Raw genomic sequence first — 24,543 nt, forward strand, 5'->3', positions numbered from 1 at the left:
GAGCACGGGGGAGGGGGCGGCGGGAGGCTCATGCGGAGCGGTACGCGGCTTCGAGCGCGGCACGGACCCGCGCGGCGCTCGTGCCGCGGGTGAAGGACGTACTGGTCGCGGTGATGAGCGGCTGGGTCGCCGCGGGCGGGACGTACACGTCGGGCAGCAGGACCTGGCTCACGTCGTCCCCCAGCCGCTGGGCGGCCGCCACCAGCGGGAAGTCCTTGCTGACCGTGCCGGAGCGCAGCGCCATGTCCCGGCCGCTCTCCCGGATGAACCGGGACACGGTGTCGGGGCGGTACATGAACCGCAGGAACCTCTCCACGGCGTCGATCTTCTTCGTGCCGTTCGGGCTGATCCAGAACCCGATCAGGGTGTACGTCCGCAGGATCGTCGGCAGCTTGTGCGCGGCGCCCTCGGCGAGCGGCCAGCCGCCCACGTCCGTACGGCGCGCGACGGCGTCTGGCACCTTCGCGAGCGCCGACGACATCGCCGACTGGACGGCGGCGGCCTGCGTGTTGTACTGCGTGGTCATCAGGTCCGAGGTCAGGCCCTGCGCCTTGTCGACGAAGACCCCGGCGTCGCGCAGCGCCACGAAGTACTCGATGCCCTCCTTCGCGCCCCTGCTGCCGCTGAAGTCGCCGGTGGAGTAGACGTGGCGGGCCTCGTCCTCGGTGAGGAAGGTCTGGACGACCTGGGCGAGGAGCTTCTGCCCGGTCCAGTCGTTGCCGCCGGTCGTGACCGGGCCGATGCCCTTGGCGCGCAGTCTGCGCGCCGCGGCGATCAGCTGGTCGCCGGTGACCGGGATCTCGTCCACGCCCGCCCGGTCGAGGAGCGCGCGGTTGTAGGCGACCGGCCAGTTGGTGGCGAAGTACGGGAAGGCCCGCAGCCTGCCCTTGCCGTCGGTCCAGGCGTCCAGGGCCACCGGCAGCACCCGCTCGCGCAGCCCCCAGTCGGCCATGTAGTCCTTGACGTCGACGGTGGCGCCGACCTCCGTCCAGGCCAGCGTCTTGTCGTAGAGGTTGACCATGACCACGTCCGGCTCCTTGCGGGCCAGCCGGGAGGTCTCGTAGACCTGCGCGAGGTCGTCGCCGTTGACGAGGTTCTTGACCTTGAGTCCCGGGTTCTCCTCGCGGAAGCGGTCCAGTGCGGCCAGGTAGGTGGGCGAACCGGGCGCGGTGGTGCCCAGCTGGCTGTGCACCACGAGCGTGTCGGGGTCGGAGTCCGCCGCGGCCAGCGCGGAACAGCCGGACAGAGCGGGCAGGGCGGTCGCGGCGAGGCCGGAACCGGCGGCGAGGAAGCCGCGCCGAGTCAGCGGTGGGCGCACAGCGGGGTGTCTCCAACCATGGCGGTTAACGGGTGGTTAATCGATGTACCTGCGGAAGTGCGAGGACTTTAGGAGGGGTTTCGCGTGCGGTCAAGACCCGACGGAGGGGAAGGGGAGACAGGGGGTGCGCTCTTGACAGGGGCGCCCACCCGCGACGTACGTTCGTCGCGCAACCGTGTGCCGTTCCCACCGGCAGCACCGGATGCCGATGCCGGGACCGACGGAGGAGTCACGTTGAGGGCGTCATCGAGGGCGTCGCACCCGAGGCCGGTCCGCGGCGCGGTCGCGCTGCCGGCGCAGGCCTGGACGAAGCGCCGGCACGTCGACCTGTGCCGGACGCACGCCGCGCTCTGTAGCTGACCCCTCGGCCCGGAACGGCCCTCTTCGTTCCGGCTTCCCCGCCCGCCTGCCCGGCGGGCCCGTGTGCCCGTACCCCCTCACCCCTCTGTGCCCGTGTCCCGGTCCGGCCGTGTTCCGGTCCGTCCACGCGCCCGTGCGTACGCGTGCCCCTGTGTACGCGTGCCTGTGGTGTACGCGTGCCTCCGTGTACGCACGCCGTCCCAGCTCGCCCCTCCGCCGGCCGTAGTGGTCCGGCACCCCTCGCCTGTCACCCGTCACCGGGTGGGATTGGACGATCCGTGAGCGCAGAACGCCCCAGGACCCTGAAGACCGTCACCGGAGCCGGTGGCACGTCGGAGACCTACGACCTGGCCATCGACCCGACCCGGTCCACCCTGGACACCGCCGTGAAGGTGGCGAAGCTCGCCGAGGCCGCCAGGATCGACGCCCTGTTCACCGCCGATCTGCTCAGCTTCGACGCGCAGGGCCCCATCGGGTCGCAGGAGCCGCTGGTCTTCGTCTCGGCGCTGAGCCAGGTGACGTCGAGGATCGGCCTGATCGCCACCGTGTCGAGCACGTTCCAGCACCCGTTCAACCTGGCCCGCCTGTTCGGAACCCTCGACCACGTCAGCAACGGGCGGGCCGCCTGGAACCTGGTGACCTCCTCGATCGGCGAGGAGAACTTCGGACCGGGTGAGCTGCCCGGCCCCGAGGAGCGGTACGCGCGCGCGGCGGAGACGCTGGACGTGGTCAACGCGCTGTGGGACAGCTGGGAGCCCGGTGCGCTGACCGTCGGCGCGGACGGGAAGGCGGTGCTGCACCGCGACCGGGTGCACCCGATCGACCACGCGGGCCGGTTCTTCACCGTGGCGGGCCCGCTGAACATCCCGCCGCTGCCGCAGCGCCGCCCGGTGCAGATCCAGGCGGGGCAGTCCGAGGCGGGGAGGGCGCTGGGCGCCCGGTACGCCGAGATCGTCTTCACCTCCCTGCCCACCCTCGACGTCGCGCAGGACTTCACCCGTAAGATCCGCGCCCAGGCGGAGGGGTTCGGCCGGGCCGGCGGACTGCCCCTGATCTTCAGCTCCTTGCACGCCACCTACGGCGCCACCGAGGAGGAGGCGCGGCGGCTCGTACGCGAGAGGCACGAGGCGATCGACTTCGAGCGGGGTCGCGCCCAGGTCGCCGACATGCTCGGTGGCGGGGTCGACCTGTCGGAGGTCCCGCTGGACGCGAAGCTGCCGGAGAGCCTGCTGCCCGACGTCACCTCGGTGCACCGCCGCCGCGGCCGGGTCGAGATCTTCGCCGGGTACGCGCGCCAGGGCTACACGCTGCGCGAACTCGTCGTCGCCGCCCAGGACACCGGGCACTGGGCGGCCGCGGGCACGCCCGAGCAGCTCGCCGACGCGGTCGAGGAGCGGTTCCGCGCGGGGGTGCTGGACGTCATCACGCTGAGCGGTCTGGCGGACCCGCGCCAGCACGACTTCGCCGTGAACGGCCTGCTCCACGAGCTGCGCAAGCGGAAGATCGTCGCGAGCGACTACACGGGGACGACGCTGCGGGAGAACCTGGGCCTGGAACTGCCGGCGCGCACCTCGGCGGCTGTACGGGTCTGACCGAGCCGGGCCTGTCCGGACCGGGCGGGCTCGCTCCGGACCGGGCCGGACCGGGCTGGGTCGCTCTGGACCGGGCTGGGGCGCTCCGGTTGAGCTGACCTGCCCGGTCCGGCCCGGTCCGTGTGCGGGCGCCTCTCAGGGGAGGGGCCAGTTGCGCAGGGCGGCGTCGGCCAGTTCCTGGAGCTCGTCGCGGTCGACGCCGCTCGCGGCCTGGACGGCGATGCCGTGGGCGAGGGTCGTGACGTAACGGGCCAGGAGTCCGGGATCGGCGTCCGCCGGGAGGTCGCCCTCGTCGACGGCCCGCCGGAACCGCTCCCGGACGACGGAGTACCCCCCGTTGCGCCAGGCGACGAGGAGGTCGCGGATCTCCTGGCCGGAGTCGCTGACGGTCAGGGCGCCCTGCACGCCCAGGCACCCGTGCGGGCCGGCCGGGCGGGTGGTGGTCCGCACGGTGCCCGCCAGGATCGCGGTGGCGACACCGAGGGCGGTCGGCTCCTCCAGGGCCTCGGCCAGGTAGGCGCTCGGGCCCTCGTCGTAGCGCTCCAGGACCTTGCGGAACAGCTTCTCCTTGTTGCCGAAGGCCGCGTACATGCTCGTGGTGGAGATGCCCATCGCGTCCGTCAGACAGGCGGTGCTGGCGCCCTCGTAACCGTGCTTCCAGAAGACCAGCATGGCGCGCTCCAGGGCCTCGTCGGGGTCGAAGCCCCGCGGCCGGCCGATGGGGCCGCTCTGTTTCCTCTCCATCCGGCCAGCCTACCTCTTCTGTAGCGAACGCTGCGGAAGTGCTACGGTCGACTTCTGCAGCGACCGCTACAGAAGTCGGGCCCACGGAAGGGTCACTCATGTCCGACAGCGCTCTGCGTGCGTTCTACCTGCGGTATCTCCGGGCGCTCAACGCCCACGAGTTCGGCGGTATGGACGAGTTCATCGACAACCGGACCACTCTGAACGGCGAGCCGGCCACCCGTGACGACCTCGTCTCGGTCCAGAAGCACGACGTGGACGCGGTCCCCGATCTCCACTGGGAGCTCAAGGAACTGCTCTTCGACGGGGACCGGCTGGCCGCGCGGCTGGTCAACACCGGCACCCCGGTGAAGGAGTGGCTCGGGGTGGCTCCCACCGGGGCCTCGTTCGAGATCGTCGAGTACGCCGTCTACCAGGTCCGCGACGGGCGGTTCGTGCACATGACCGCCTTGCACGACGCGGGCGAACTCCGCCGGCAGCTGACCGCCTGATCAACCTTGACTTCTGATTTCTGACTTCTGACCACTGACCTCTGAACGACCGGCTCATCTGTCGGCCGATTCCAGGGGTCCGCCCGAAGCGCGAGGACACACCATGACCATCACACTGATCACCGGGGCCAACAAGGGCATCGGCTTCGAGACGGCCGCACAGCTCCTGGAGTCCGGCCACGTCGTCTACATCGGCGCGCGGGACGCCGAGCGGGGAGAGAAGGCCGCGGCGGCACTCGGCGCGCGGTTCGTGCAGCTCGACGTGACCGACGACGCGTCGGTGAGCAATGCGCTGGCGACGATCGACGCGGCCGAGGGCCGGCTCGACGTCCTGGTGAACAACGCGGGCGTCCTCGCGGACGGAGTCGCCGACGGTCCCACGGCACTTCGGGCCTTCGACACCAACGCGGTGGGAATCGTGCGGGTCACGGAGGCGGCGCTTCCCCTCCTGCGCAGGTCGTCGAACCCGACCGTGGTCAACGTGTCGAGCAGTGCCGGATCGTTCTGGGCGGTGACCAATCCGGACCGGCCTGAGTCCGGTCTGCCCCTGGCGCTCTATTCCGCCTCGAAGGCGGCGGCCACGATGCTCACGGTGCAGTACGCGAAGTCGCAGCCGGGCATCAAGTTCAACGCGGTCGAGCCCGGCACCACCGCGACGGACATGACCGCGGCGTTCGGCATAGGGAGGACGCCGAGCGAGAGCGCCCGGGTCGTCGTGCGTTTCGCGACGCTCGGCACGGACGGGCCGACAGGGACCTTCCAGGACGAGAACGGGGACGTGCCCTGGTAGTGGTGGTAAATCGGGTCCGGTGATGAGTTTTCGCCTCCGCGTCCGTCACACCTGAAGAGACACGGCGAGGCGGAGGGATGACGTGATGGGTGCGGACACGCAGCTGGAGGAACCGAGTGCGAGCGGGCCAGGTGTGAGCGGACTGGGCGAGGTCGGCGAAGCGGCGTTCTCGGGGCTGGCGGAGCGGCACCGGCGGGAGCTGCACGTGCACTGCTACCGGATGCTCGGGTCGTTCGAGGACGCCGAGGACACCGTGCAGGAGACGTTCCTCCGTGCCTGGCGGCGCCGGGAGACCTTCGAGGGGCGGTCGACCTTCCGGGCCTGGCTGTACCGGATCGCCACCAACGCCTGTCTGGACCTGCTCGCCAAGTGCCGTCCGGAGCCCGCGATCGGCGGTGAGGTGCCGTGGCTGCAGCCCTACCCGGACCGGCTGCTCGACGAACTGCCCGCGGGCGGCGCGGACGAGCCGGAGGCCGTCGCCGTCGCCCGGGAGACGATCGAGCTGGCGTACCTGGTCGCGGTCCAGCACCTCGCGCCGCGCCCGCGGGCCGTGCTGATCCTGCGGGACGTGCTCGGACGGCCGGCGAAGGACGTCGCGGAGATCCTGGGGGACTCCGTCAACTCCGTGAACAGCGCGCTGCAACGGGCCCGCGCCGGTATGCGCGAGCACCTGCCCGCCGAGCGGCAGGACTGGACCGGGGGCGCACCGGACGCCGGGACGCGTGAGCTGGTGCGCCGCTACACCGACGCCAGCGTGGCCACGGACATCGACGCGTTGGCCGCACTGCTGCGGGACGACGTCCGTTGCTCGATGCCGCCCACGCCGGGTCTGCAGATCGGCCGCGAGGCGGTGGTGGCGGACTGGGCGGGGAGCGGCTTCGTGGGCATGAAGGGCCTGCGCGCCGTGCCCACCTCGGTGAACCGCCAGCCCGCCGTGGCCTTCTACCTCTGGCGCGAACGGGAGGGCGCGTACCTGCCGCTGACGATCGACGTCCTGCGCGTCACCGGCGGGGCGATCACCGAGATCACCACGTTCCACGAGGACCGTTTCCCGCGCCTCGGCCTGCCGGAGCGCCTGCCGGCGGACGGCGCGGAGTAGTCCTGGCGCGGTTGCCCGAGTGGTCGCCGGTGCCAGCCATGACGGTTCCTCAGGTGGTGGCGGTGACCACCACGCTCGTGGAGACCGCGGCGACGGTCCGCAGCACCGCGGCGTTCACCGCCTCGGCGCCCCAGCTGCGCTGTTCCAGCTCCTTGGCGCGCCGGTACACCTTGCCCGACCACGGGATCGTGCGGTGCAGGGTGGGCAGCGTGCCGCTCGCGGAGAGGAGTCCGGCGACCGCCGCGGTCCGGTCGTCGGGCTCTTCGCCGTCGACCAGCGCGGCGCGGACCCTCGCCGTCACGGCCTCCTTGTGGGAGGTGTCCGCGGCGGTCGTCGCCGTCGTCCGGAAGACCCCCAGCGTCCTCCTGCTCTCCTGGCGCAGCATGCCCCGCTCGACGAGCCGTTCGAGGACGGGCTTGCGCAGGTCGCCGCCGATCGCGATGAGCAGGCTCTGCACGCCGCGCTCCCGCTCGGCGATCTTCTCGTGGGCCGTGCGGAGCAACGGGTCCGAGGGCTGCTTCCCGGTGACGGCGCGCACCTTCGCACCGGCGAGCCCCTGCTTCCCGTCGACCTCGACGTACCCGCCCAGGCCCAGCTCCACGAGGACCGCGCCGCCGAGGGCGTAGAACAAGGTGCCTTCGCCCGCGATCGTCCCCGACCTGTCGTCGAACATCATCAGCAGCAGGTCCTCGACGATCAGCGTGTCGTTGCGCATGGTCCCTCTTCCGGACGTCGGCGGAGCGGCCCGGTGCGGGCCCTTGTCCCCAGTCTGTTCCGGGCGCAGGGCATGCGGGCAGAGCGCCCTGTCACCGATGTCGATGACAAACGTCATGGAGCCGGTGCCGGAATGTCACACCGCTCCCAGCCTTCACCGGCAGGGGAGGGCGCGGCGCCGTCAGCCCGCGTAGGGCCCGCGTACGACGCTGTCGCCCGAGTGGTCGGGTTTCCCGTTGTAGGGCTGCACGGAGACGTCGACCACCGAGTACTCGCCCAGGTCGATCGTGTCCGGCACGGGCAGGTCGGCGTGGCCGTCGGGTCCCAGGACCCCCATGGAGACCAGCTTGGTGTGCGTGCGGTCCATGAGCCAGACCTCGAAGTACCCGGAGTTGCGGGGCAGGCCCTTGACCGTGATGTCGAGGGTCCGGTGGCCGCTGCCGCCGCTCAGGCGGGCGTAACCGGCCGAGCTGGCCCGCAGGGAGTCGAGCCGGCGGCCTTCGGCCGACGCGCTCTCGGTGGTGCGGTCGTGGGTGGCCCACCAGGTGATGCCGCTGCCGGCGGCGGCGCCGAGCAGCGCGGCGCACGCGGCGAGCGCCACCGCCAGGCGGCTGATCCGGCGCGGCCGCGGCACGGCGTCCTGCGGTGTCACGGACGGGCCGCTGACGGCGGTCGGCCCGGACCCCGCGGAGGCGTCCCGGCCGGTGCGGTCCGCACCGGCCGGCGCCCCGCCCGGACCGTCGCCGGAGGTGTCCTCGTCCGTACCGGCGCCGCCCTGCCGCGCGGAGATGCCCAGCTCGTCGGCGATGGAGTCCCACAGGCCGGGGGGCGGAGTGAGCAGCTCGTGGTCCGGGATCACAGGTGTCCTGACCGTCGAGACGACATGGCGCAGGGCGTCGAGCTCTCGCGTGCACCGGGCGCATCCGCGCACGTGCTCCGCGGAGGAGGGGGACGGGTCCTCCCCTATCGCCATCAGTGCCAGCGTCTCGTCATCCGTGTGCTTCACCGTCCACCTCCAACCGGTTCTTCATGCGCATCAGCCCGCGTCGCGTCTGGCTCTTGACGGTGCCGAGCGGCAGACCGGTGCGCTCGGCGATCTGCGCCTGGGTGAGGTCCTCGTAGAAGGCCAGTCTGAGCACCGTCTGCTGCTGTTCGGGAAGCCTGTCGATCTCATCGGTGAGGAGAACGTAGTCCAGGACGGAGTCCGCGGAGGAGACCTGCTGCGGATCGGTCCCCGCTGCCGCCGCGGCCGTGACCGCTTCCACGTCTCTGAGGTGCCGGGAGCGCCGGGTGAGGGCGTCGATCACCTTCTTGTGGGTGATGCCCATGATCCAGGTCTTGAGCGATCCGCGGTGCGGGTCGTACCCCTTGCGGCCCCGCCACGCCCCGACGAAGACCTGCTGGGTGACGTCCTTGGCCTCCTCCGCGTCCCCCAGCCTGCGGAACACCACGGTGAAGACGAGCGCGCCCCAGCGGCGGTACGCCTCGCTCAGGCACGACTCGTCGCCTTCGGCGAAGCCGCGGCCCACGTACTCGTCGGGGACGGAGGTCACGGCCGCCACACTAGCGGCCAGCACCTCGGAGCCACCCCATATCGGCCTCACTCGGGTGCCTCCACGGCCGTGACGACCAGATTCCGCTGGTAGCCGCCCTTGTCCGGGAGGTAGGGCCCGGCACAGGTGATCAGGGTGAGGACCCCGGGCCCGTCCCTGCGGAACGCCTCCGACTCCGCCAGGTCCTGCTTGGCGACACTGCGCCGGGCGGCGACGCGGTACTCGACGCTGCTGCCGTCCGCGCGCCGCACCAGCACCCGGTCGCCCCGCCGTACGTCGCCGAGCGCGACGAGGACGCCCAGGCCCCGGCCGTCGGAGTCGACGTGGCCGACCACGACCGAGGAGCCGCTCGGTTCCCCCGGGGCGGGCGAGAAGCGGTACCAGCCCACCCGGCCCGGGTCGTCGGGGACCTCCACCTGTCCGTCGCCGGCGACCCCCACCGGGTCGATCGGCGCCCGCACGCCCAGCCGGGGCAGCGACAGCCMCCGCGGTTCCGGCGCCCGCCCCGGGACCGCCGTCGCGCCGGGGGAGTCCCTGTCGCCGGCGGGCTTTTTGGATACGCCCTCCCGCGCCGGGGCGGACCCGGCGGAGGCGCCGCCGCCCGGCACGGCGCCGAAGTCCCCGGTGCCCGAGCCGCCGGGCCAGGCACCGGCGGTCAGCACGACGGAGGCGACGAGTCCCACGAGGGCGACGGCCAGCCCGGCGAGCAGCGCTCTGTGCGACGAAGGCTTGCTCATGCAGAACTACCTCTTCACCGATACGGAAGGAGAGCGGTGCGCCGCCGTCGCAGGGGCGTCGACGGCGGCGCACCGGTCGCTGCGTGCCTCAGCGGGCAGCGGTGCGCAGCCTGAACAGCACGCCCGCGACGCCCAGTACGGACACCGCGCCCAGGGACAGCGCGCCGAGCGGCAGGCCCTCGTTGTGTGCCGCGGCCTCGCCGTTGCCACCCGCGGGGACTCCGCCGGGCGCCGAGTGCATGCCGGTCAGGGTCTGCGTCTTGAGCGCGAGGTCCTTGTCCTCCGCGCTGCCCCAGGCGTAGACCACGGTGTTGGTGCCCTCGGCCAGGTTCAGGTCGGCCGGTCCGATCGCCACGGTGTCGGTGCCGGCCAGTACGACGTCGGCGGAGACCTCACCGGCGGCGACCTCGCCCTTGGCCTCCTTAGGGTTGGACAGATCCTTGAAGACGGCCGTCTCGTCGGCGCGGACGTCGACCGCGGGCGCGGCGGCGACATGACGTACCGTCAGCCGTGCCTTCCCGGCGGGGACCTTGGACGTGTCGTTGACGAACGCGTCCAGCGCCGGCTCCCCTTCGGCCGTCAGGTGGGCCACCAGGGTGGCGTTCGCCCCGGCGGGCACGTCGACCTTCTTCTCGATGGCGGGCTTGCCGTCCGGGCCCTCCCCGTCCTTGAAGACCTTGATGTCGTAGGAACCGGCGGCCAGCTTCATCGGGTCGGTGAGCGTGCCCGGCTCGAAGTCGGGGAGCAGCTCCTTGTCGCCCGCGTACACGTCCACCGTCAGGCCGGGCACCGCGTGGAGCACCGACACGGTGGCCTCGTCACCCGCGGCCTGCGGCTGGGCGAGCGCGGGAGCACCGGCGGTGACGGACAGGACGACGGCGACGCCGGCGGTCAGGGCCGCACCCGAAGCACGAGTGATCATGACGATCTTCCCTTCGTTCGAGGTCTGTGGAGCCTGTGGGGACGCATTCCGCCGGCTGTGCACGCTTGGTTTCGTGCGGGCACGGATTTTTTTCGGCGGGCGGAGGTGCGCACCCGGCCGCATCGACCGCGTCACAGGGCCCGGGAACGGTCGGCGTCCGACACCTGCGCGGCCTGACCTGCGGGTCGGCCCCGGCCGGCCCCACGCCACCCCCGGCACGCGAGTGGGATTTTCACACGTATTGTTGAAGGCGCACCCGAACGAAGGCAGAGCGTACTGTGTTCCAGGAGACCCCCATCTACAGTCGGCTCGTCGCCGAGCGCGGGGACATTCCCCAGCAGGTACGCGCGGACGCCGACCGCCTGCTCCGCGACCTGGAGCAGGTCATGCGCTCTCCCACCGCTTCCGGACTGCTGGCCCGGCCGAACCTCTCCGACCGCAGCACCCCGCCCGCCACCCGGTGAGCACCACCCACCCGGGCCGGTCGTTTCCGGCGGGACCCCCGATCAAGGGTTGCCGGTGGGGGAGGCCAGCGGAGCGCGGGCCGCGGTGACCCTGAGGAAGTCGAGCTGTTCCGCGGAGGGCGTTCCGGCCGCCGCGGTGTAGGCGACGATCCTGAGGTCCGACCCGGGCACGGTGAGGATGTCGCAGTCGAGGGTGATGTCCCCGACGGAGGGATGGGTGACGGTCTTGCGGTCGTGGCCGAGCGCGCCCGCGGCGCCCTGCGACCAGAGCTGCGCGAAACGCGGACTGCGGCCGGCGCACTCCTGGACGAGTCCGCGCAGGCGGGGGTCGTCCGGGAAGGCGCCCTGGGTGGCCCGCAGATCGGCGACGAGCGCGGCCTCCAGGGCCTCCCGGCCGCGTTCGGACCGGGGCAGAGGGACGGAACCGGGCTCGGACAGGAACGTCTCGCGCACCAGGTTGCGCTGATCAGCGGGGGGCTGAGCCGGCTCTCCGAACAGTGCGGCCCACAGCCCGGTGCACGTGATGAGCGTCCAGTCCGCGGTGAAGACGGCCAGCGCCTCGCGGGTGAGGGCGGCGAGCAGGCGTTGCACGCTGGGCGGGATGTGCGTGGAGATGTGCCCCGAGCCCGGCACGGGCAGGTGCGCGAGACGGTAGAGGTGGTCCCGTTCGGACGCTTCCAGCTGCAGGGCGCGGGCCAGCGCCGCGGCGACCTGTTCGGAGGGGCGGCTGGCGCGTCCCTGTTCCAGGCGGACGAGGTAGTCCACGGAGAGTCCGGCCAGCGCGGCGAGCTCCTCGCGGCGCAGACCCGCGGCCCGGCGCCTGCCGGTGGCCGGCAGGCCCACGTCGGCGGGTGCGAGCCGGTCGCGCCAACGGTGCAGCGCCGTGCCCAGCTGGTTCTGTTCCTCGGTCACCGTTCCAGTATCACTGCCCGGCCCGGAGCCAGGGTGGTACTGCCGTTCCTACCGTTGTCCGTTGCCCTGGTTGCGGCCCTCGCCCCGACCGACAGTGGGCGTAACAGACGGCGCGGCTCGCCCTCGGCGCCCTGACCGTCACGAGCCGCTGTCCGCACCGGCCGTCCCAGGAGTTCACCGTGTCCAAGGAGCACCCCGTGTCCGAGAAGTCACCGCAGAGCCAGGAAATCGTCGTCGTGACCGGAGCGTCGACCGGGATGGGCGCGGCCACCGCACGGGAGATGGCCCGCCGCGGATTCCACGTCCTCGCCGGCGTGCGCCGCGACAGCGACGGCGAGGCCCTCCTCGCCGCCGGCATCGAGCCGGTGCTCCTGGACATCACCGATCAGGAGCACATCGCGGCGCTGGTGGCACGCATCGACCACGACCCGCACCACCGCCCCGTGCGGGCGTTGATCAACAACGCCGGCCTCCCCTGCGCCGGGCCGGTCGAAGTGGTGCCGCTCGACGCATGGCGGCGCGTGTTCGAGGTGAACGTCTTCGGGACCGTCGCGCTCACCCAGGTCCTGCTCCCCGCGCTGGTGCGCAGCAAGGGCCGCGTCGTCAACATCAGCTCGATGAACGGCAAGGTGTCCATGGCGGGTTACGGCGTGTACGCCAGCAGCAAGCATGCCGTGGAGGCGCTCAGCGACGCCCTGCGCAGCGAGGTGGCACCGTACGGGGTGCAGGTGGTGATCGTGGAGCCGGGCGGCGTCAAGACCGAGATGGCCCGCGTCGGACTCTCCGGCCTGAGCGGTCTCACCTCCCGGATGACCCCGGAACAGACCGAGCGCTACGGCGCCTTGACGCAGGCGATTCCCTCCCATGTCGCCGCGTTCACCGAGGCCGGCGCGACCTCCGACGCCGCGGCCCGGAGGATCGCCAAGGCCGCGACCGACCGCAGGCCCCGCACCCGCTACACCATCGGCGCGACGGCCGCCTTCCTCATCCGCGCCGCCGCCCTCCTGCCCGACCGGGTTCTCGACCGGATGACGATGTCCGACCTGCGCAAGCACTACCCCGACAAGTCCGGGTCCGGGCGGGCCGTTGCAGGGCAGCACGCCTAGACCCTGTTCCCCGTCCCTCACGGAATTCCACGTTCGCCTCACCCCGCAGAACACGGTTTCAGCGTGCGGCTTTTCCGGCGCACGCTGACCAAATGCCGTCTCACCGCCGCGGGACGGGCCCCGGCATGCTGATCCGGGACGACCGGCAGTTGTGAGATCGGGGGCAAAGCAGTGACGCGAGGCAAAGGGGATACGCATCTTTTCCATGGGGGAGCCGCGTCGAATACGGCTTCCTGGAACGCGCGAGCCGGATGGCTGCTGAAGTCGCACCGGCTTCGGCACGAAGAACCGAATGTGCGTACCGGCGCTTCGTTCGGGTCCCTGTTCGGGGCCGATGAGCGTGATCCGTGGGTGGTCAGCGCGAGCACCGTCTCACGATGGGAGAACGGGACGGTTCCCCTGCCGCGCAAGGCGGTTCCCCGTTACGAGAAGGTGCTGGGTATGGCTCCGCATTCGCTGCTCGCGGTGATCGAGACCGTGGCCCGCTATCAAGGGGGCCACAGTGCGGACGCCTTTGTGAACGACATTTCCCCCCGCCGCCAGGAGAACGGGCGCAACTCCCGGAATCTGGACGTGTTACTGGACAAGATCCTCGACGGCGAGCGCATGTCGGGTGATGAATGGGACGCGCTGACAGCCGAGTTGACGAGCAGTCCTGTTCCCATTGCGCCCGCGCGCATACGCAGGGCTGTCACCGAGCGTCTGCTGGAAGAGACATTGGTTTCGTCGGGCCTGCCGTGGATGCGGCGGTTCGAGGCACTGAGCCGTCTGCTCGCCGATCCCGGCTGGGCCCAGGACGCTGTGGCGGCCTGTGCGGACGTCGGATGCCAGAAGAATCATGTCGGCCTGATCGAGGCCCTGTGCGCACTGGACGGCAGCTCACATCCTGATGCGGCACGGCATGTCCTGCGTCAGCTGCGCGCTCCCACCAACGCCGACAGCTTCCACGGAGCGCTGCTGGCGTGCGTACGCAAGGTGCAGCGGCGGCATTTCGACCGTACGCAGCTCGCCGGGATCCTGCATGTGGTCGCCGATCTCCTGCGGGACCCCTCCGCGGAACTTGAGACGCTGGAACTGGCGGCGTTGCTGCTCCCGCGATTACCCGCCTCGCAGCGCTTCGCCGCCGCGCTGAACCGTACCGCCGCAGGCCGGACGGAGACCCGGCACATCATCACCCACCAGCTTCTCACCGATCCCGTCACGGCGAGGATCTCCGTCGCCCGTCTGCTCGGCCGCATGGCGCTGGACGCCGATCCGCCACGGGTGGTGGCCGTACTGCGTGACCTCCTCGACGACGTCCTGCACCATCCTGTTTCGGATGTGCGGCTGTACAGCGCGATGCTGCTGCGGGCGAGCCCGTACAGGGAGACGTCGGCCGCTGCGCTCGCTGCCGAACTGACCGTGCCCGCCACGGTGCGATCGGAGCGTGCGGTGCCCGTCCTGCACGCCCTGCGCGTGGTGGGAACCTCTTCGCAGCGCCCCGCGGTCGCCCGTCTGACCCTCGCCGACGGACTGCCCTCCGTCGTCCTCCGTGCGGCGGTCCACGCGCTCGGCCACATAGGAGGACGCAGTCCGGAGCAGTACTGGCGTGCCGTCCTGCGCTACCACCTCGACGCCTGGGCCCGCCGCCGCACGGTCCACGGCGAGTCCGAACTCAAGCGGCTGGTCTACGCGTTCGGGATGGCCGGAGAGCTCGAACTGCTGGTCCGCCTCCTGCGGGAGGAAGCGGTGAAAGCGCCGGCTCAGGCGATGTCCATGTGGTGGACCTCGCTTCCACGGCACATCCGTGGTGGTATCGCCTCCTGAGGTGAGAGCGCCGTGTCGTGCGCGGCGACCGGTCGCGTAGCACACGCTCGCGGTGCCGGCGACGTCGTTGCACGGCTGTATGTCGTGTGCAACGCCGCCGCCCGGACCGGTCGACCGCGCCTACAAAAAGTCACGGCGTCGTTCGCATGCCACGGCCAGGCCCGACCTGCACCCCGGGTCGCCCGGTGTGGCCGGCTCTCACCCACGACAAGGGAATGACATGGGCAAACGTTCGGTCGGCAGCGTAGTCGCGATGGTCGCAGCCCTGTACGGGCTGGCCGATCCGCCCGGCACCGCGCAGGACGGGAGCCATGTGCCGACGGGCACGGCGACCCGGGTCGACGGGCACGCGCCGGCCCACTCCACGGTGATCTGCGTGATGCCCGACGGCCGCGTGGTCACCATGGTGTGCTGGAGTGACGGCGAGTGGTCGGCGGGGAACGGCTTCGCCGGCCGGTGATCCTCGAAGGAACACCCCGGTGGGACCGGTGAAGTGAATGATTCCTCACCCGGTACGGGTAGGGATGACGATCACCGTGACGGTAGGGGCGGCGGTGACCGCGGGCGAAGGAGTGACATGGTGGGTGCGCACCGGACGGACGATCCGGCCTGGCCGGGGGATGTCCTCGCCCGTATCGAGGAGCGCCGGCAGGAGTACGTCGACCTGCTGATCGACTACGTGTCGCGGCCGAGTGTCAGTGCGTCGGGGGAGGGCGTCGCGGATGTCGCCCACTACATCCGCGACCGGATGGAGGCGTTCGGGCTCGACACCCGGCTCATTCCCACGGCCGGCGCCCCGATGGTGTTCGGGCAGCGGACGGGAGCCGGCGGTCCGACCCTGCTGCTGTACGGCCACTACGACGTCCAGCCGGCCGATCCGGCGGACGGCTGGACGTCGGACCCGTTCACGCCCGTGATCCGCGACGGCCGCGTCTACGCACGCGGCGCGGCCGACAACAAGGGCCAGCACCTCGCGCAGCTGCTGGCCGTCGAGGCCTTCCTGTCCTGTCACGGGCAGTTGCCGTGCGACGTCAAGGTCCTGCTCGAAGGCGAGGAGGAGATCGGCAGTCCGCGGATGCCGGAGTTCGTCGCCGAGCACGGCGACCTGCTGGCGGCCGATCTCGTGGTGGTCAGCGACGGGCCGGTGGATCCCAGCGGACGGCCGATGATCTCGCTCGGCGTGCGCGGCGCACTCGGCTTCGAGCTGCGCGCGACCGGTGCCAACACCGAACTGCACTCCGGGCACTGGGGCGGCGTCGCACCGGATCCGGTGTGGGACCTGGTGCAATTGCTCGCCACGATGAAGGACGCGCGCGGGCACGTGACGATCGACGGGTTCTACGACGAGGTCCAGCCGCTCACCGCTGCCGAGCGCGAGGCGCTGGAGCGGTTGGAGATCGACGTCCCCGCCATCAAACGCGACCTCGGGTTCGACGAACTCGCCGAGCCGCGGGAGCGCGGTGTGGCCGAGCGCCGCGTCGCCTGGCCCACCCTCACCATCAACGGCCTGCACGCGGGCTACGACGGGCCCGGCCTGAAGTCCGTGCTGCCCCGCGAAGCCGTCGCCAAGTGCGACATCAGGCTGGTCGAGGCGCAGCGGGCGGACGACGTCTTCGCCAAGGTGAGCGCCCACGTGAAACGGCACGCACCCCACGTCACCGTCACCCGCAGGGGCAGCATGGAGCCCTCCAGGACTCCGATCGACTTCCCCTACCTGGAGCCGGTCCGTCGCGCGATCGTCGCGGCGCAGGGTCAGGAGCCGGTGCTGTGGCCCGGCATCGGCGGCAGCCTTCCGCTGTACGTGTTCACGAAGACACTCGGCGTCCCCACGGTCCAGGTGCCGTGCGGCAACGCGGACCAGTCCCAGCACGGACCGGACGAGAACCTGACACTTGACTGGTTCATGGCGGGCATCCGCACCACGGCGGTGCTCCTCGCCGAACTGGGCCGGCACACCGACGCCCGCCCCGGCCCGGAGAGTTCGTGAGCGCGCTGCCGGCTCGCACCGTCCTCATCCCTTCCTCCCGTCTCCCGGGTACGGCCCGTCCCCGGGTACGGCTCGAACAGGAAGTCGCCTTGCCAGGGTGCGGCCCGGTGAAGGATGGTTGTCATGAGGCAATACTTCTTCGAGTTGATGAGGTGAGGGGTTCGCGCAGCGGGCCTTACCCGATGTGACTTCCCGCAGCCAGGACACGGCCCTGCACGCCGATGCGCCGGCGTATGCGGCGTGGACGTCCGTCCCCCACCCGGTCCTGATCGCCGACCGGTCCGGCACGGTCGCGTACGCCAACGCGCACGGCACCGCGCTCTTCTCCGGCATCCGCGCCGGTGCCGCCCTGGCCGACACCGTACCGACCTGGCTGGCCGAGGCGCACGACCGCCGGATCGCCAACTCCCCGGAGGCGGCCGGGAAGCCGGTGGGCGGCACCGTGTCGGGGCAGGTGGCGGGACGCAGTTTCGAAGCGCACCCGACGGTGCTGGACGAGCGGAGCACGGTGTGGTGGCTGGTGGAGGACACCGATCTGCGGCTGGCCCGTGAGGCGCTGCGGACGGAGCGCGAGCGCACCGCGTTCCTCGCGGAAGCCTCCAACGCCCTGCTGTCGTCGCTGAACCTGAAACGGTGCATGGACGTCACCGCGCGGCTGGCCGCCCAATACCTCGCGGACGCGGCCCTGGTCGTCGCCCCGGCCGCCGGGCGCCGGCTGCCGGTGGTCCTGTGCGCGCAGGGCGGTGAGCCGCACGAGTTCTTCTGGGACGTCCGTCCCGAAGAGGTCCCCGGACTGGCGGAGGCGCTGCAGGGCTTCCCTCCCGTACCGTCCCGGTGGATCGACCCCGCCTCCGCCCCCGGCTGGCTCATCCCCGACGGCTTCGGCACGGTGGGCTCGATCGTCGTCACCCCGCTGCCCGGACAGGGCGTTCCCGGCGGCGCGCTGATCCTGCTGCGGCGCACCGGGCAGGAGGCGTTCAGCGAGTCGGAAGAGGTGTTCGCCCGCCTGTTCGCCGCCCGCGCCGGGGCGGCGATGTCCGCGGCCCGTCTGTACGCGGAGCAGTTCTCGCTGGCCCAGACACTGATGCAGGAGCTGCTCCCGCCGGTGCTGCACCAGATCGCCGGGGTCGAGTTCGCCGGCGGCTACCGTGCCGCCCAGGACCACGAACGCATCGGCGGCGACTTCTACGACGTCCACCCGGGCGCGATCGCGGGACAGGCGTCGTTCGCCGTCCTCGGTGACGTGTCGGGCAAGGGCCTGGAAGCGGCCGTGCTGACGGGGAAGATCCGCAACACGCTCCAGGCGCTGCTGCCGATGGCCGCCGATCACCAGCGCATGATCAATCTGCTCAACAGCGCGCTCCTCACCTCCCACCACACGCGTTTCGCGACCCTCGTCATGGTCTCCGCGGTCCGTGAGGCGAACCTGGTACGGCTGCGGGTGACCAGCGCCGGCCATCCCCCCGCCCTGATCGTGCGCACGGACGGCACGGTCGAGGAGAACGCCTCCCGCGGCGCCCTGGTCGGTGCGCTGCCCGTCGCGCAGGCCACGACCGTCGAGGAGACGCTGGCGCCGGGGGAGTTCTGCGTGCTGTTCACCGACGGCATCACCGAAGGCAGGGGCGGTCCGCTGGGTGACGAGATGTTCGGTGAGACGCGGCTCAGGCGGGCGCTGGCGCGCTGCGCGGGCATGCCGGCCGAGGCGGTCGTCGAGCACGTGCAGATGCTCGCCGCCCAGTGGGTCGGCACACAGGCGCACGACGACATGGCCGTCATGGTCGTCGCAGCCCCCCGAAGCCACCACCTCAGCGCGGTGGACGGACACACCCGAGGCAGGTTCACCGCATGAGCACCGCGACCGACACCCGCAGCCGACGACAGGACCAGCTGTGGCAGGCCCTGTCCGTCGGCGACGAGGACGCCGCCACCCGCACCCTCTTCGGCGCGCTGGAGGAGGGCATGGACGCGGAGAACGTCCTGCTGGGGCTGATCGCGCCGGTGCAGCGCAGAGTCGGTGAGGAATGGGCCGCCAACCGCCTCACGGTGGCCCAGGAACACGCGGCCACCGCCATCAACGACCGCGCCCTCAGCGCCCTGTCGCACCACCACCGCACCCGCACCGCCCCCGTACGCGGCCGTGTGCTCGTGGCGTGCGTGGACGGGGAGTGGCACGGGCTGCCTGCCCGCATCCTGGCCGAAGTCCTCAAACTGCGCGGCTGGAAAGTCGACTACCTCGGCGCGCAGACCCCGACCCCCCACCTGATCGCCCACGTCCACCAGCGGGGACCGCAGCTGGTGGCGCTCTCCAGCTCGATCCCCACCCGCCTGCCCACCGCGCACGCCACCATCACCGCCGTCCAGGCCACCGGCACCCCGGTCCTGGTGGGCGGCGCGGCCTTCGGCGTCCAGGGCCGGTACGCCCGCCTGCTCGGTGCCGACGCCTGGGCACCGGATGCGGGAGCCGCCGCCGAGCGCCTCGAACAAGGGCCCCTGCCCCGTCCGGCGCCGGCCCGCCAGCCCATCGACGACCTGCCCCACCTGGCCGACCAGGAATACACGATGGTCGCCCGCACCCACCTGTCCCTGGTGCGCACCGTCATGGACGACCTCCAGGACCGCTTCCCGGCCATGCGGAGCTACACCCCCGACCAGAGCGCCCGCACGGCCGAGGACGTCGAACACATCGTCCAGTTCCTCGCCACCGCCCTGTACACCGGCGATCCGGACCTGTTCACCGACTTCCTCACCTGGACCGCCCACGTCCTCACCGCCCGCGACGTCCCCGCCCACTCCCTCGTCCCGGCCCTCGACATCCTCACCGAACAGCTCAAGGACTTCCCCCGGGCTCTCCACATCCTCACCCGGGCCACCGACCACCTCAGCCGAACCCGACCGGACCACGCAGCCGCCGACGACGCACGGAACCACGCATGAAGCCGCCGACCGACCTCCCCCACCTGCGCCTGACCCCCGCGGCGGGCGCCGCACCGGGCGTGCTGCTCCTGCGCCTGCAGGGGTTCCTCGACCACACCGGCGCCGAACCGTTCCTGGACGCCGCCACCCAGTACCTCGAACACACGGCCCGGCTGCGCGAGATGCACCTGGACTGCGCGGGCCTGCAGGGCCTGGACTCGATGGGCCTGTCCGTGCTGCTGATGCTCCACCGCCGCACCACCGCGGCCCACGTCACCCTGCGCCTGGAGCATCGCAGCCCGTCCCTCGACCGGCTGCTGGAACTCACCGGCACCCTGGACCACCTCGCCCCCGGCGGGCCCGCCCGCAGCACCGAGACCGCTGAGGCCGGCGGACCGCCGGAACCGTCGACCACGAACACGACCCGGCTCCCACCGCCCCACGCGACCACCGGACCCTGACGCGGCGCCGTGGCCGGCCTCCGGCCGGGCACGGCACTCACCCCGGCGTCCCTTGACCGTGCGGCCGATCAGCCGCGGCGTTCTGCGAGGCCCGCGCCGATCGCCGCGCCGGTGCTCCGTACGGCATCGGCGAGCAGCCTCGACGGACCCGGGGAGCGGGTGGCGGCGAACAGCGCGGCCACCGGCACCCCGCGCACGTCGTGCAGCGGGGCGGCCACAGAGCACACGCCAGGCGCCATGACCCCCTGGTCGACCGCCACGCCCCGCTCCCGTACGAACCGTTCCTCCCGTGCCCAGGAGGCGGGCACCGCGCTCGGCGGGAACCGGTACGACGGCGCGGCGGCGAGCACCTTGCCGGCCGCGGTGTACCAGGGCCAGGCCCACCGGCCGCACAGCGCCGGGAACGAGCGGGTCCCACCGGGCGTCCAGCCGAGGACCAGGGTCCGGTCGTAGCGCAGCACCGCCAGCCCCACGGCCGCACCCGTGACCGCCGCCAGGCGACGGGCGGGTCCGGCCGCCGCGGCACGCAGCTTCGGGTGCGGCTGCCACCCGTTCCCGAGCTGGAACATGCGCGGGCCGATGCGGTAGCCGTCCGCGCACCGCTCCACCGTGCCCAGGTCGATCAGCTGGTCCAGCAGCCGGTGCACCGTGGTCTTGGGCAGTCCGCTCTCCCAGGAGAGCCGCGTCAGCCCCGCGCCGCCGGAGCGTTCCACCGCCGCCAGCAGTTCGAACGCCCCCGCCAGCACGCTTCGCCCGGCCCCGTGCGCCGGGGTACGCCCCGAGGCGTGCGCGGAACCGGCCGGTGGCCGCCCGCCCGTGTGCACCTGTACCTGCCCGCCGTTGTCCCGCATGCTTCCCCCAAGCCCCGGTCGTCGTAAGGCGCGTGCCGCGGTCGGCCACCCGCGCGCACTGCCATGGTGGAAGCCGGGACCGGGTGAAATGTTGTCGATAGTTTGTCGTCCCCTCTCGGCGGGACTGTCGCTCGCGGGCCCGGCGTGGGCAGACTCGTGCGACACCGAGGACCGTGGGGGGACAGGATGCTGCAGGTGCGATTACTCGGGCCCGTCGAGCTGGCCGCGCCGGGCCGGACGACCGAGGTGGGGCCGCCGCAACGGCGCGCCGTACTGGCGGCGCTGGCGGTGGACGCGGGCCGGCCGGTGGCGGTCGACGTGATGATCCGCCGGGTCTGGGGCCCGGCACCGCCGGACGGGGCCCGGCGCTCGGTCTACTCGCACATCGCCCGGATCCGGCAGATCTGCGAGCGGGCCGGCGGCGCCGCGGGCGGACGACTGCGGCTGGTACGCCGGTCGGGCGGATACGTGCTGGAGGCCGACCGCGAGCAGGTCGACGTCCACCGCTTCCGGCGCATGGTCCGGCAGGCCCGGGCGAGCACCCTGCCGGACGCCGCACGCGCGTTGCTGCTGGACGAGGCGGTCGGCCTGTGGCGCGGTGAGCCGCTCAGCGGACTCGACGGACCGTGGGTGGAGCAGACACGTGAGACCTGGCGGCGCGAACAGGTGGACGCGACCGTCCACTGGGCCCATGCGCAGACGCGCCTGGGCGACCCCGCCGCGGCGATCGGCCCCCTCTCCGCGCTCCTCGACGACCATCCGCTCGTGGAACCGCTGGCCGAGGCGCTGATACGGGCCCTGTACGGCGCCGGGCGGGGCGCGGAGGCCCTGGAGCGCTATGCCGCCGTCCGACGGCGGCTGGCCGAGGAACTGGGAACGGAACCCGGTACCGCGCTGCGCGAGGTCCACCGGCTCATCCTGCGGGGCCAGGAACTCGGCGCCGCCCCGGCAGCGCCCGCGGCAGTGCCCCGCCCGCAGCCGCAGCGAGGTGTCGTACCGGCCCAACTCCCCGTACAGGCAAGGGGATTCACCGGCCGGGAGGAGGAGCTGTCACGACTGGACGCGTTGCTCGGCACGGCGCGGCCGCCGGCCCCCGTGGTGATCTCGGCGGTGTCGGGCACCGCCGGGGTGGGCAAGACCACGCTCGCCGTGCACTGGGGACACCGGATGCGCGCGCACTTCCCCGACGGACAGCTGTACGTGAACCTGCGCGGCTTCGACCCCGCCGGACCGGCACGCGAACCGGCGGAGGCACTGCGGGGGTTCCTCGACGCCTTCGAGGTGCCCCCGGCCAGGATCCCCGGCGACGTGGAGGCACAGGCCGCCCTCTACCGCAGCCTGCTGGCCGGCCGCCGGGTGCTCGTCGTGCTGGACAACGCGCGGGACGCCGCACACATACGGCTGCTCCTGCCGGGCGCGCCCGGCAGCCTCGCGCTGGTCACCAGCCGCAACCGGCTCACCAGCCTGGCCGCGACCGAGGGCGCCCACCTGCTCGCCCTGGACGTGTTCACCCCCGCCGAGGCCGCCGCCATGCTGACCGCCCGGCTCGGCGCCCCCCGCACGGCGGCCGAACCCTCCGCCGTCGCCGACATCGTGACCCGGTGCGCGGGCCTGCCCCTGGCCCTGGCCGTCGTGGCCGCCCGCGCCGCCGCCCAGCCGCACATCCCGCTCGCCACGTTCGCCGCCGAACTGGCGGACGCCGACAACCGCCTGGACGTACTCGACGGCGGCGATCCGGGCAGCCGGGTGCGCGCCGTGCTCTCCTGGTCCTACGACGCCCTCGGCCCCGCCGCCGCCCGGCTCTTCCGGCTGTTGGGGCTGCACCCGGGACCGGACGTCACCGCGCCCGCCGCCGCGAGCCTGGCCGCGCTGCCGCTCGCGCGCGTGAAGCCACTGCTGGCCGAACTGACACGTACCCACCTGCTCGCCGAACCCGTCCCCGGCCGCTACGTCCTCCACGACCTGCTGCGCGCCTATGCCGCGGAACTCGCCCGGACCCGGGACGGGGAGGACGACCGTCGCCGGGCCACCCACCGGATGCTCGACCACTACCTGCACACCGCCCTGGCGGCCCAGCGCCTGCTCGGACCGCCGCCCGACCGGATCGTCCCCCACCCGGTGCGGCAGGGGGTGACCCCGGAGGAACCGGCCGGCCGCGAGCACGCGACGGCATGGTTCGCCGCCGAGCACCCCGTCCTCCTCAACGCCGTGCACCAGGCCTTCGCGACCGGTTTCGACACGCACGTCTGGCAACTGGCGGCGGCGCTGACCACGTTCTGCCAGCGCAGGGTGCTGTGGTCCGACTGGACGGCCACCCAGACCGTCGCCCTGGCGGCGGCACACCGGCTGGGCGACCCCGCGGCCGAGGCGTGCGTGCGGCGCCACCTCGGCAACGCCGCCTCGGCCCTCGGCCGGCAGACCGAGGCCCGCGCGGACCTCGAACGTGCCGCACGGCTGTACCGGGACCTGGGCGACCCGAGGGGAGGGGCACACACCTGGCTCGCCCTCGGCCGCGTCGCGCGCCGCCAGGAACGCCGCGCCGAGGCACTGGAGCACGCCCTGCGGGCCGTGGAACTGTTCGACGCCACGGACGACCGTGCCTGGCAGGCGATGGCCCTGAACAACGTCGGCTGGTACCACGCGGAGCTGGGCCACCACCAGGAGGCCGTCGTCCGGGGCGAACAGGCCCTCGCCCTGGTGACGGGAACCGGCCACACCTCCGGCGAGGCCCACACCTGGGACACCCTCGGCTATGCCCATCACCACCTCGGCCACCACGAGGAGGCCGCCGCCTGCTACCGGCGGGCCGCCGCCCTCTTCCACGCCCTGGGGGACCGCTACTTCGAGGCGGACATCCTCGCCCACCTCGGCGACACCCACCACGCCGCCCACGACCGCGAGGCCGCCCTCGATGCGTGGACCCGCTCCCTGACGCTCTTCGAGGAACTCGGCCACCCCGACGCCGAACCGCTGCGGGCCCGGCTCCTGCACCACCTCGGCGAGGACCCGGCCGACACCGTACTCCCGGAACGCGCCTGACGGGGCCGTCCGCCCCGACAAGTCCGCTGAACGGAACGGGACACGACAAGCCCACGGTGGCGGAACACGCTGTCCAGCAGTTCGACGCCCGTCGCAGGAACGCGGCGGCGCGGAACACCGAGCGAGGAGACGACGTGAGCATCAGACGCAGGGTGGTCGGCTGTTTGGTGAGCGGTGCGGTGTCCACCACGGTCTTCATGGCGGCCGGGGCGCCCGCCCAGGCCGCCGGGGGGTACTACACCTTCACCAACTTCGGGAGCGGTATGTGCGCCGGGCTGGACCCCGCCCACTTCTTCGACAACGGGGCACGGGTCGTGCAGCAGCCCTGCAACGGACAGCCCGAGCAGAACTGGGCGCCGGTCGCCGTCGGTGACGACCACCACCAGTGGGTCAACCAGCGCAGCGGCAAGTGCATGGACGTCACCGACGGCGTGAACGCCGACGGGACGCCGGTGCAGCAGTGGGACTGCACCCGCACCAACGGCATGTACTGGAAGGTCACGGGCGGCATCCCGGCGCCCGTGCCGACCTCGGTGGTCTCCCGCATCGGCGGCAGGTGCCTGGACGTGGCCGGCGGGTCGACCACGGCCGGCGCGCGGATCCAGATCTACCACTGCACGGTCCCCAACGCCGCACAGGCGTGGACGGTCCGTCCCTAGGGCACGTCCGGTGGACGAGGGGCGG

Annotated in this window: 23 protein-coding genes; 14 read left to right on the top strand and 9 right to left on the bottom strand. The window is 72.4% G+C overall.

Annotated features, from left to right (window positions below; all coding sequences use genetic code 11):
• Nucleotides 1–28 precede the first annotated feature (28 nt).
• Nucleotides 29–1,318 (bottom strand): ABC transporter substrate-binding protein, encoded by a 1,290-nt coding sequence (locus FGF04_RS06760; RefSeq protein ID WP_149510328.1) that lies wholly within the window; start codon nt 1,316–1,318, stop codon nt 29–31.
• Between the two features lie 638 nt (nt 1,319–1,956).
• Here FGF04_RS06760 and FGF04_RS06765 point away from each other — a divergent pair.
• Nucleotides 1,957–3,270: an NtaA/DmoA family FMN-dependent monooxygenase gene (locus FGF04_RS06765; RefSeq protein WP_149510329.1), complete on the top strand. Its 1,314-nt coding sequence runs from the start codon at nt 1,957–1,959 to the stop codon at nt 3,268–3,270.
• A gap of 135 nt (nt 3,271–3,405) precedes the next feature.
• Here the strand turns inward: FGF04_RS06765 and FGF04_RS06770 are convergent, their stop codons facing one another.
• A complete protein-coding gene (locus tag FGF04_RS06770; protein ID WP_149510330.1) occupies nt 3,406–4,014 on the bottom strand; it encodes a TetR/AcrR family transcriptional regulator in 609 nt (202 codons plus the stop codon).
• A 98-nt stretch (nt 4,015–4,112) separates the two neighbouring features.
• On the opposite strand from FGF04_RS06770, the gene FGF04_RS06775 reads away from it, so the two are divergent.
• From FGF04_RS06775 to FGF04_RS06785, 3 genes are all read left to right on the top strand, one after another.
• Complete coding sequence (locus FGF04_RS06775; protein ID WP_149510331.1) at nt 4,113–4,505, top strand: ester cyclase; 393 nt, start codon at nt 4,113–4,115, stop codon at nt 4,503–4,505.
• A gap of 103 nt (nt 4,506–4,608) precedes the next feature.
• On the top strand, nt 4,609–5,295 hold the full coding sequence (locus FGF04_RS06780) for an SDR family NAD(P)-dependent oxidoreductase (protein WP_149510332.1): 687 nt from the start codon (nt 4,609–4,611) through the stop codon (nt 5,293–5,295).
• 85 nt (nt 5,296–5,380) lie between these two features.
• Entirely contained in the window at nt 5,381–6,394 is a 1,014-nt protein-coding gene (locus FGF04_RS06785; protein ID WP_149510333.1) for an RNA polymerase subunit sigma-70, read from the top strand.
• 49 nt (nt 6,395–6,443) lie between these two features.
• On the opposite strand, the gene FGF04_RS06790 is transcribed toward FGF04_RS06785, so the two are convergent.
• The 5 genes from FGF04_RS06790 to FGF04_RS06810 all read right to left on the bottom strand — a co-directional run bounded on the left by FGF04_RS06790 (nt 6,444) and on the right by FGF04_RS06810 (nt 10,320).
• Nucleotides 6,444–7,109 (bottom strand): GOLPH3/VPS74 family protein, encoded by a 666-nt coding sequence (locus FGF04_RS06790; RefSeq protein WP_149510334.1) that lies wholly within the window; start codon nt 7,107–7,109, stop codon nt 6,444–6,446.
• 180 nt (nt 7,110–7,289) lie between these two features.
• Complete coding sequence (locus FGF04_RS06795) at nt 7,290–8,114, bottom strand: anti-sigma factor (protein ID WP_149510335.1); 825 nt, start codon at nt 8,112–8,114, stop codon at nt 7,290–7,292.
• The gene (locus tag FGF04_RS06800; protein ID WP_235882221.1) at nt 8,098–8,661 is read right to left on the bottom strand and encodes a sigma-70 family RNA polymerase sigma factor; all 564 of its coding nucleotides are present in this window, start codon (nt 8,659–8,661) and stop codon (nt 8,098–8,100) included. Before FGF04_RS06800 ends, FGF04_RS06795 begins: the two co-directional genes overlap by 17 nt.
• 47 nt (nt 8,662–8,708) lie before the next feature.
• Nucleotides 8,709–9,398: a class F sortase gene (locus FGF04_RS06805; RefSeq protein ID WP_149510337.1), complete on the bottom strand. Its 690-nt coding sequence runs from the start codon at nt 9,396–9,398 to the stop codon at nt 8,709–8,711.
• A gap of 88 nt (nt 9,399–9,486) precedes the next feature.
• On the bottom strand, nt 9,487–10,320 hold the full coding sequence (locus FGF04_RS06810; protein ID WP_149510338.1) for a DUF4397 domain-containing protein: 834 nt from the start codon (nt 10,318–10,320) through the stop codon (nt 9,487–9,489).
• A 278-nt stretch (nt 10,321–10,598) separates the two neighbouring features.
• Between FGF04_RS06810 and FGF04_RS06815 the strand changes: the two genes are divergently transcribed.
• Nucleotides 10,599–10,784 carry a hypothetical protein gene (locus tag FGF04_RS06815; protein WP_149510339.1) on the top strand — a complete coding sequence of 62 codons (186 nt, stop codon included), beginning with the start codon at nt 10,599–10,601 and terminating at the stop codon, nt 10,782–10,784.
• Between the two features lie 42 nt (nt 10,785–10,826).
• On the opposite strand, the gene FGF04_RS06820 is transcribed toward FGF04_RS06815, so the two are convergent.
• Nucleotides 10,827–11,696, bottom strand: a complete 870-nt coding sequence (locus FGF04_RS06820; protein ID WP_149510340.1) for an MmyB family transcriptional regulator — start codon at nt 11,694–11,696, stop codon at nt 10,827–10,829.
• Nucleotides 11,697–11,893: 197 nt separating this feature from the next.
• Here FGF04_RS06820 and FGF04_RS06825 point away from each other — a divergent pair, with 197 nt between their 5' ends.
• The 7 genes from FGF04_RS06825 (at nt 11,894) to FGF04_RS06855 (ending at nt 19,969) form a co-directional block, all read left to right on the top strand.
• The gene (locus FGF04_RS06825; protein WP_235882222.1) at nt 11,894–12,802 is read left to right on the top strand and encodes an SDR family NAD(P)-dependent oxidoreductase; all 909 of its coding nucleotides are present in this window, start codon (nt 11,894–11,896) and stop codon (nt 12,800–12,802) included.
• Nucleotides 12,803–12,973: 171 nt separating this feature from the next.
• Nucleotides 12,974–14,608: a hypothetical protein gene (locus FGF04_RS06830; RefSeq protein ID WP_149510341.1), complete on the top strand. Its 1,635-nt coding sequence runs from the start codon at nt 12,974–12,976 to the stop codon at nt 14,606–14,608.
• Nucleotides 14,609–14,861: 253 nt separating this feature from the next.
• Nucleotides 14,862–15,068 carry a hypothetical protein gene (locus FGF04_RS06835; RefSeq protein WP_149510342.1) on the top strand — a complete coding sequence of 69 codons (207 nt, stop codon included), beginning with the start codon at nt 14,862–14,864 and terminating at the stop codon, nt 15,066–15,068.
• Nucleotides 15,069–15,185: 117 nt separating this feature from the next.
• Complete coding sequence (locus tag FGF04_RS06840; protein ID WP_149510343.1) at nt 15,186–16,595, top strand: M20/M25/M40 family metallo-hydrolase; 1,410 nt, start codon at nt 15,186–15,188, stop codon at nt 16,593–16,595.
• Between the two features lie 184 nt (nt 16,596–16,779).
• Complete coding sequence (locus tag FGF04_RS06845) at nt 16,780–18,444, top strand: PP2C family protein-serine/threonine phosphatase (protein ID WP_235882223.1); 1,665 nt, start codon at nt 16,780–16,782, stop codon at nt 18,442–18,444.
• Nucleotides 18,441–19,529 (top strand): cobalamin B12-binding domain-containing protein, encoded by a 1,089-nt coding sequence (locus FGF04_RS06850; RefSeq protein ID WP_149510344.1) that lies wholly within the window; start codon nt 18,441–18,443, stop codon nt 19,527–19,529. The genes FGF04_RS06845 and FGF04_RS06850 overlap by 4 nt, the downstream gene beginning before the upstream one ends.
• Entirely contained in the window at nt 19,526–19,969 is a 444-nt protein-coding gene (locus FGF04_RS06855) for an STAS domain-containing protein (RefSeq protein WP_149510345.1), read from the top strand. The genes FGF04_RS06850 and FGF04_RS06855 overlap by 4 nt, the downstream gene beginning before the upstream one ends.
• 68 nt (nt 19,970–20,037) lie before the next feature.
• Here FGF04_RS06855 and FGF04_RS06860 read toward each other — a convergent pair whose 3' ends face one another.
• A complete protein-coding gene (locus FGF04_RS06860) occupies nt 20,038–20,820 on the bottom strand; it encodes an IclR family transcriptional regulator (RefSeq protein ID WP_149510346.1) in 783 nt (260 codons plus the stop codon).
• Between the two features lie 186 nt (nt 20,821–21,006).
• On the opposite strand from FGF04_RS06860, the gene FGF04_RS06865 reads away from it, so the two are divergent.
• Nucleotides 21,007–23,859 carry an AfsR/SARP family transcriptional regulator gene (locus FGF04_RS06865; protein ID WP_149510347.1) on the top strand — a complete coding sequence of 951 codons (2,853 nt, stop codon included), beginning with the start codon at nt 21,007–21,009 and terminating at the stop codon, nt 23,857–23,859.
• Nucleotides 23,860–23,993: 134 nt separating this feature from the next.
• Nucleotides 23,994–24,518, top strand: coding sequence for an RICIN domain-containing protein (locus tag FGF04_RS06870; RefSeq protein WP_223146352.1), 525 nt, complete (start codon nt 23,994–23,996; stop codon nt 24,516–24,518).
• Nucleotides 24,519–24,543 lie beyond the last annotated feature (25 nt).

Origin of the sequence: Streptomyces apricus (assembly GCF_008369065.1) — a bacterium.
Taxonomy (GTDB): Bacteria; Actinomycetota; Actinomycetes; order Streptomycetales; family Streptomycetaceae; genus Streptomyces; species Streptomyces apricus.

What these genes read in the sequence shown, in the direction of transcription:
- FGF04_RS06770 (WP_149510330.1), bottom strand. Translation starts at nt 4,014, where the DNA reads ATGGAGAGGAAACAGAGCGGCCCCATCGGCCGGCCGCGGGGCTTCGAC.
- FGF04_RS06775 (WP_149510331.1), top strand. Translation starts at nt 4,113, where the DNA reads ATGTCCGACAGCGCTCTGCGTGCGTTCTACCTGCGGTATCTCCGGGCG.
- FGF04_RS06780 (WP_149510332.1), top strand. Translation starts at nt 4,609, where the DNA reads ATGACCATCACACTGATCACCGGGGCCAACAAGGGCATCGGCTTCGAG.
- FGF04_RS06785 (WP_149510333.1), top strand. Translation starts at nt 5,381, where the DNA reads ATGGGTGCGGACACGCAGCTGGAGGAACCGAGTGCGAGCGGGCCAGGT.
- FGF04_RS06790 (WP_149510334.1), bottom strand. Translation starts at nt 7,109, where the DNA reads ATGCGCAACGACACGCTGATCGTCGAGGACCTGCTGCTGATGATGTTC.
- FGF04_RS06810 (WP_149510338.1), bottom strand. Translation starts at nt 10,320, where the DNA reads ATGATCACTCGTGCTTCGGGTGCGGCCCTGACCGCCGGCGTCGCCGTC.
- FGF04_RS06835 (WP_149510342.1), top strand. Translation starts at nt 14,862, where the DNA reads ATGGTCGCAGCCCTGTACGGGCTGGCCGATCCGCCCGGCACCGCGCAG.
- FGF04_RS06840 (WP_149510343.1), top strand. Translation starts at nt 15,186, where the DNA reads ATGGTGGGTGCGCACCGGACGGACGATCCGGCCTGGCCGGGGGATGTC.
- FGF04_RS06850 (WP_149510344.1), top strand. Translation starts at nt 18,441, where the DNA reads ATGAGCACCGCGACCGACACCCGCAGCCGACGACAGGACCAGCTGTGG.
- FGF04_RS06855 (WP_149510345.1), top strand. Translation starts at nt 19,526, where the DNA reads ATGAAGCCGCCGACCGACCTCCCCCACCTGCGCCTGACCCCCGCGGCG.
- FGF04_RS06860 (WP_149510346.1), bottom strand. Translation starts at nt 20,820, where the DNA reads ATGCGGGACAACGGCGGGCAGGTACAGGTGCACACGGGCGGGCGGCCA.
- FGF04_RS06865 (WP_149510347.1), top strand. Translation starts at nt 21,007, where the DNA reads ATGCTGCAGGTGCGATTACTCGGGCCCGTCGAGCTGGCCGCGCCGGGC.